Raw genomic sequence first — 5,539 nt, forward strand, 5'->3', positions numbered from 1 at the left:
ACGGGGAGGTACCCGCCGAGACGGGCGTGACAGTGTGTGCGGGCGCCGGAACCGTTGAATCGATTCCAGCCACTTTCGGAGGGTGCGGGGCGTTCATGGCGTCCGGCTTTCCGACCAGCGCGTACTGCTCAAAAGCATCGCAAACCCCCATGTCATTCTGCGCCGCTAGCAGTGTCTCCACATGTACACGCACTCGTGAGGAGATGTCCAGCATTGTCCTGCCGGGATTCCTGGTGTCTGTGAGGTCTGAGGGAACAAGTCTCCTTCCTCTTGCGTAAATGCAAAGTTGGCTTAAAACTGCCGCAAGGGACGGCTTATTGCGGTCGACTGGGCTTGCTCGACGGAGCGTCACAACGGTCGCGATGGGTACGTACTCGGTGAAGGCCAGGGGTGGTTGCGAACTACCCGGAACCTGGTGACGGACCCGGGCGTCTTAGCCACCGACGACCGTGCCCCATCCTCCCGTGGCGGAGGCGGAGAGAAATACGCGCGACGGCAAACGCCATACTTCGCCACCCCTACGCCACGCCCGTGCTTTTGATAGACGCAGTATGGGCGGGACGGCCGCGGAGGCAGCTGCAGCCAATGCTCGACCCATAGGGGTTCCCCTTGCGCACGGCAGGGGTGTGATGCGCCAACAGGTACGCACAGTGAAGTGATCGACACATGATGTGATGTGGACCACGGTGTTGCCGGCGTGCAACGGAAAGGAACGAGCGCTCATGCGCGAGATCCTCGGAAGGCGACGCGGGCTCCTGTCCCAGCGCAGCGACGGGAGGCCTGAGCTGATCGGCGCGGCCCTGACCTACGCGACACAATGGCAGTGGCCCGTACTCCCGGGCGTGGCGGCGGACCCCCAGGGGCGCAGCCGCTGCGGCTGCCCCGACCCCGAATGCACGGTTCCCGGCGCGCACCCCTTCGACCCCGGCCTGCTCGCGGCCACCACGGACGGGCGCATGGTGCGCTGGTGGTGGGGCAACCGGCCCACGGCGCCGATCGTCCTGGCCACCGGCGGCAAGGCGCCCTGCGCGGTCTCCCTGCCCGCCCTGCCGGCGGCCCGCGCCCTCGACGCGCTCGACGGCATGGGCATGCGGCTCGGCCCGGTCGTCGCGTCCCCCGCCCGCTGGGCGATCCTCGTGAAGCCGTACTCCATGGAGCAACTCGGCGAACTGCTCTACGCCAAGGACTTCGTGCCCGGCTCCCTCCGCTTCCACGGCGAGGGCGGCTACCTGGCGCTGCCGCCGTCCGAGACGGGCCAGGGCGAGATTCGCTGGGAGCGGGCGCCGTTGCCCGGCTCGGCCTCGCCGTGGGTGCCCGATGTGGAGGCCGTGGTGGACGCCGTGGTCGAGGCCCTCACTCGTACGGGTGTGAGCGCGCCCGAGTTGTAGGGCTGTAGGGCGCGCCGAGCCCGGGTTCCGCCCCGGCGCGTTATGTTCCGGGGCCATGCCTCGTCATTCCCGGGGCCGCCCCCGGGACCCCCGAAAGATCTGTCCCCGAAAGATCCGCCCCCGAAAGGTCCGACTGCTCGCCCTCGCGGGCGTCGTGTCGGCGTGCGCGGCCGCACTGCCGCTGGCGGTGCCGTCCGCGGGGTCCCCGGATGCGGGGGACGCGACACATTCCGGGGGCTCGGCGGACGGTGCCGGTGTGCGCGGCGGTTCCGTGTCCGGTTCCGTACAGGACGGCGCACGTCCCTCCCGGCCGTCCGTGGACGGCAAGGCGCCTTCCGTCGAGGCCGGTCTCCCCGCGCTCGGCCCGGGCCTGTCGACCGCCGCGCGCTGCGGTCCCGAACTCTCCTCCCCCGACGGCATCGAGGCGCAGACCTGTGTCGTGACGCAGGCCGCGGACATCTGGGCGCGGACCTACTACCGCAATGCGACCGGCGGGGCGCTGGACGCCGTACTGAGCCTGATGGGGCCCGGCGCGCGGACCGTGCGCATCACCTGCGCGGTGGGCGCCGAGGACGAGCCGGGGACGTGTGAGACGCCCCGCGAACCCGCACGGGGGGACCTGGCGGCGTACACGGCGGTCGCGGAGTTCGCCCGGCGGGCCGGCCAGGGGCCGCTGCTGCTGCGCTCGGGGAGCAACTCGCCTACGCAAGCGGGCAGTTGACCAGCCGCTGCGTTCCGTGAACGGTCGCGGGCAGAGAAAGACCCGGTTGCTGGCGACGGGGGATGCACCAGCAACCGGGCTACAGGAACGGTAACAAGAGATCGGCGGTTCGCAAATTCGATCTCGCCCTTTCCGGTCACCGACTGGCTTGGCCCGGCCGGGAGTTGTGAAGGGCGTTCACCTGTCCGGAGTGCGAGGGCCCGGCCGGCCGGCCGAGCGGCCGGACGGGTCCTGTGACGGGCCGTCAGCTCAGCGTGACCTGCCGGTTGGTGAGGCCGCCCCGCGCGCGGCGCTCGTCCGCCGTGAGCGGCGCGTCCGTGGCCAGGGCGTCGGCGAGGCGCTCGGCGAACTCCGCCGCCGGCTTCTCCACGTCCTCGGCCGTGACTCCGCTCGGCAGGTCCCAGACCGGCACGGTGAGCCCGTGAGCGCGGAAGGAGCCCACCAGGCGCGTGCCCTCGCCCAGGCTCGACCGGCCCGCGGCGTGCAGCCGCGCGAGAGCGTCCAGAAGCTGCTCCTCGGGGTGGGGCATGACCCACCGCAAATGGTTCTTCTCGGGTGTCTCGCACCAGTACGCGGCGTCCACGCCCTGGAGCTTGACGGTGGGGATGGCCGCGGCGTTGGCCCGCTCCAGGGAGGCGGTGACCTCCGGCGTGGCGTTCTCCGGGTCCGGCACCCAGAACTCGAAGCCGCTGTGGACTTCTGGCTCGAAGGCGCCCTCCGGGTCCAGCAGATCCTGGAGCCGCGGACCGTCGGCCGGGGCGCGGCGGCCCTGCACCGGTGTGCCGGGCTCGGCTTCCAGGGCGCGCTGGAGGATGTCGGCGAGGTCGCGGCTGATGTCGCCCGACGAGGTGTCGTTCTGCAGGCCGAGCATGACCGAGCCGTCGTCGCGGCGCAGGGCGGGCCAGGCCATGGGCAGGACCGTGGCCAGCGTGACCGCCGGGACGCCTTCGGGGAGGCCGTCCTTGAGCGTCAGCCCGGCCGTGGCCGCCGGGACCAGCTCGCGCAGGGCCACCCAGTCGCACTCGCCGGGCAGGCCCTCGAAGGGGCGGTGCACCAGCTCGGTCGCGGCGTGGGCCGCGGCCCGGCCGTGACAGGCCTTGTAGCGGCGGCCGCTGCCGCAGGGGCAGGGTTCGCGAGCGCCGACGACCGGGATCTCTCCGTCCGTGATCTGCGGGCGCTTGGCCTTCGTCTGGGGTCGCTTCTTGGCCATCGATGGGTCTCCCGGTTACGGCTCGTCTCGTACGGTCGCGAGCCTAGCCGTTCGCGCCTCGGGCGACGGGGTCCTGTGGACGACACGAGTCGTGTGGACGATACGGGTCGTGTGGACCGCGGGTCGTGTGGACAACGCGGGTCCTGGACGACAGGGGTTCCGTGGACCACAGCGGTGCCGTGAACCACAGGAGTTCCGTGGACCACAGCGGTCCGGCGGACAACGGGGCGGGCCGGTGCCGGGTCAGTCCATGTCGTCGAAGGCGTCCGCGAAGTCCAGGCGGGGTATCTGGGACACCGCCGGAGCGGTGACGCGTGTCGCGAAGTCCTCGCGGCGGTGGCCGGCGTCCGGGTCGTACACGTCGGCGTGGACGACGACCCACACGGTGACCTCACCGCGGATGTCGTCCCGGACACCCCAGTCGTCGGCCAGCGCGGTGATGATGTTCAGCCCGCGGCCGCCGTGCGCCGTGACCGACGGGGTCGCCGGGGCGGGGCGGGTCGGGCCGCCGCCGTCCGTGACCTCGACGATGAGCCGGCCGGACGGGTCCACGCGCCACGCGGCACGGACGTCACCGTCGCCAGAGAGCGCGTCGCCCAGGGGCCTGCCGTGTTTGCACGCGTTGCTCAAAAGTTCGGAAAGGATCAGTACGGCGTCGTCGATGACCGATTCCGCTACGCCACCTCTGCGCAACTGCGCGCGCATCCGGTGTCTCGCTTTCCCCACGCCCGCAGGGCCATGGGGTACGGCCATGCTCGACGACGTGGGCACGTCCTGTGCCACCACCAACGCCACCCCCGAGACCTCCTTCGCCCCACGCCACGGTGTGGATGCCCCATTGGCCTGTACCGGAAACCGGCCAATGCACGTCCTGTGACGCATTCACCACGACCGAATACGCACCGAACGCGCCGGAGCACTCCCTGTGATCGTGTGGCTGGATTTCGTCGGTTTGGCCGAGACGCGAGGATCCCGCCCGTCAATGGGCGGGGTCAAGAGGTGTGCATGGGTCTGGTGGGACTCGTGGGGTCGGGGTCCGTGGGACTCGTGTGGTCGGCGTCGGCCCGTTGCCTTCAGCGGCCGAGTTGGTCGAGCACCGCGCGCGGGCGGTTGGTGATGATGGCGTCGACGCCGAGGCCGACGCAGAGATCCACGTCCGCGGGCTCGTTCACGGTCCACACGTGCACCTGGTGGCCGGCCCGCTTCAGGCGCTCCACGTAGAGGGGGTGGTTGCGCACGATCCGGATGGACGGGCCCGCGATCCGCACGCCCGGGGGCAGGCGTCCGTCGCGCAGCCGGGGCGAGACGAACTGCGTCAGGTAGACCGTCGGCAGCGTCGGCGAGGCGGCACGCACGCGGTGCAGCGAGCGGGCCGAGAAGCTCATCACCCGCACCTGGGACTCCTCGGCGGTGGCCGGGGCGTCGAGGCCGAACCGCTTCAGCAGGACCAGCAGCCGCTCCTCGACCTGTCCCGCCCAGCGCGTGGGGTGCTTGGTCTCGATGGCCAGTTCCACCCGGCGTCCGGCGTCGGCGACGAGTCCGAGCAGGCGTTCCAGGGTGAGGACGGACGTCGCCTCGCGGTCCTCCGGGCGGTGCTCCCAGTCGGGGTCCTCGTCACGCCCCTTGTAGGCCTCGCCCGTCTTCCAGGAGCCGAAGTCCAGGGCGGCGAGGTCGGCGAGCTCCAGGGCGGAGACCGCGCCGCGGCCGTTGGACGTACGGTTGATCCGGCGGTCGTGTACGCACACCAGGTGGCCGTCGGCGGTGAGGCGCACATCGCACTCGAGGGCGTCCGCGCCGTCTTCGATCGCCTTGGTGTACGCGGCCAGGGTGTGTTCCGGGGCGTCCTCGGAGGCACCGCGGTGGGCGACGACTTGAATCACATGCTGCCGTGCGTGGGTCACCGCGTCATGGTGCCACCGCGCGCGGGTACGCGTCTGGTCGGACGGACCCGACGGATGCGAAGGTCCGGACGGAGGCACTGGAATTGCATCCTTTTCGTCAGTAATGACCTATATAAAGAATGGCCCCGGACCCACAGCCACCGCTTATGGTGCTCTGACGGCCAGTGGGAAAAGCTGACGGCATACAAAGGGACAAGCACAGCTGTATCGCGCAGGACTGTCGCCGGCGTGAAAAGGCGTGACCGAGTGCGACCCAGGAAACAGCCGTGGATCGAGGAGAGAAGCTGTGAGCACCGAGAACGAGGGCACCGCGGTACCC

Annotated in this window: 5 protein-coding genes and 1 pseudogene; 2 read left to right on the top strand and 4 right to left on the bottom strand. The window is 70.7% G+C overall.

The genetic code is table 11. The annotated features are described in order from the left end of the window. A pseudogene (locus tag CA983_RS47385) lies at positions 1–214 on the bottom strand (phosphatase); the annotation flags it as partial. Between the two features lie 508 nt (positions 215–722). Here CA983_RS47385 and CA983_RS40065 point away from each other — a divergent pair. After that, entirely contained in the window at positions 723–1,388 is a 666-nt protein-coding gene (locus CA983_RS40065; protein WP_086605607.1) for a bifunctional DNA primase/polymerase, read from the top strand. Positions 1,389–1,443: 55 nt separating this feature from the next. Then, positions 1,444–2,109 (top strand): hypothetical protein, encoded by a 666-nt coding sequence (locus CA983_RS40070; protein ID WP_244207299.1) that lies wholly within the window; start codon positions 1,444–1,446, stop codon positions 2,107–2,109. A gap of 244 nt (positions 2,110–2,353) precedes the next feature. On the opposite strand, the gene CA983_RS40075 is transcribed toward CA983_RS40070, so the two are convergent. From CA983_RS40075 to CA983_RS40085, 3 genes are all read right to left on the bottom strand, one after another. Continuing rightward, positions 2,354–3,319, bottom strand: a complete 966-nt coding sequence (locus CA983_RS40075) for a DUF5926 family protein (RefSeq protein ID WP_086605608.1) — start codon at positions 3,317–3,319, stop codon at positions 2,354–2,356. Positions 3,320–3,562: 243 nt separating this feature from the next. Further along, positions 3,563–4,201, bottom strand: a complete 639-nt coding sequence (locus CA983_RS40080) for an ATP-binding protein (protein ID WP_086605609.1) — start codon at positions 4,199–4,201, stop codon at positions 3,563–3,565. Between the two features lie 191 nt (positions 4,202–4,392). After that, positions 4,393–5,220, bottom strand: coding sequence for a glycerophosphodiester phosphodiesterase (locus tag CA983_RS40085; RefSeq protein ID WP_086605610.1), 828 nt, complete (start codon positions 5,218–5,220; stop codon positions 4,393–4,395). Between the last annotated feature and the right edge of the window lie 319 nt (positions 5,221–5,539).

This window comes from Streptomyces swartbergensis, assembly GCF_002148965.1.
GTDB classification, from domain to species: Bacteria; Actinomycetota; Actinomycetes; order Streptomycetales; family Streptomycetaceae; genus Streptomyces; species Streptomyces swartbergensis.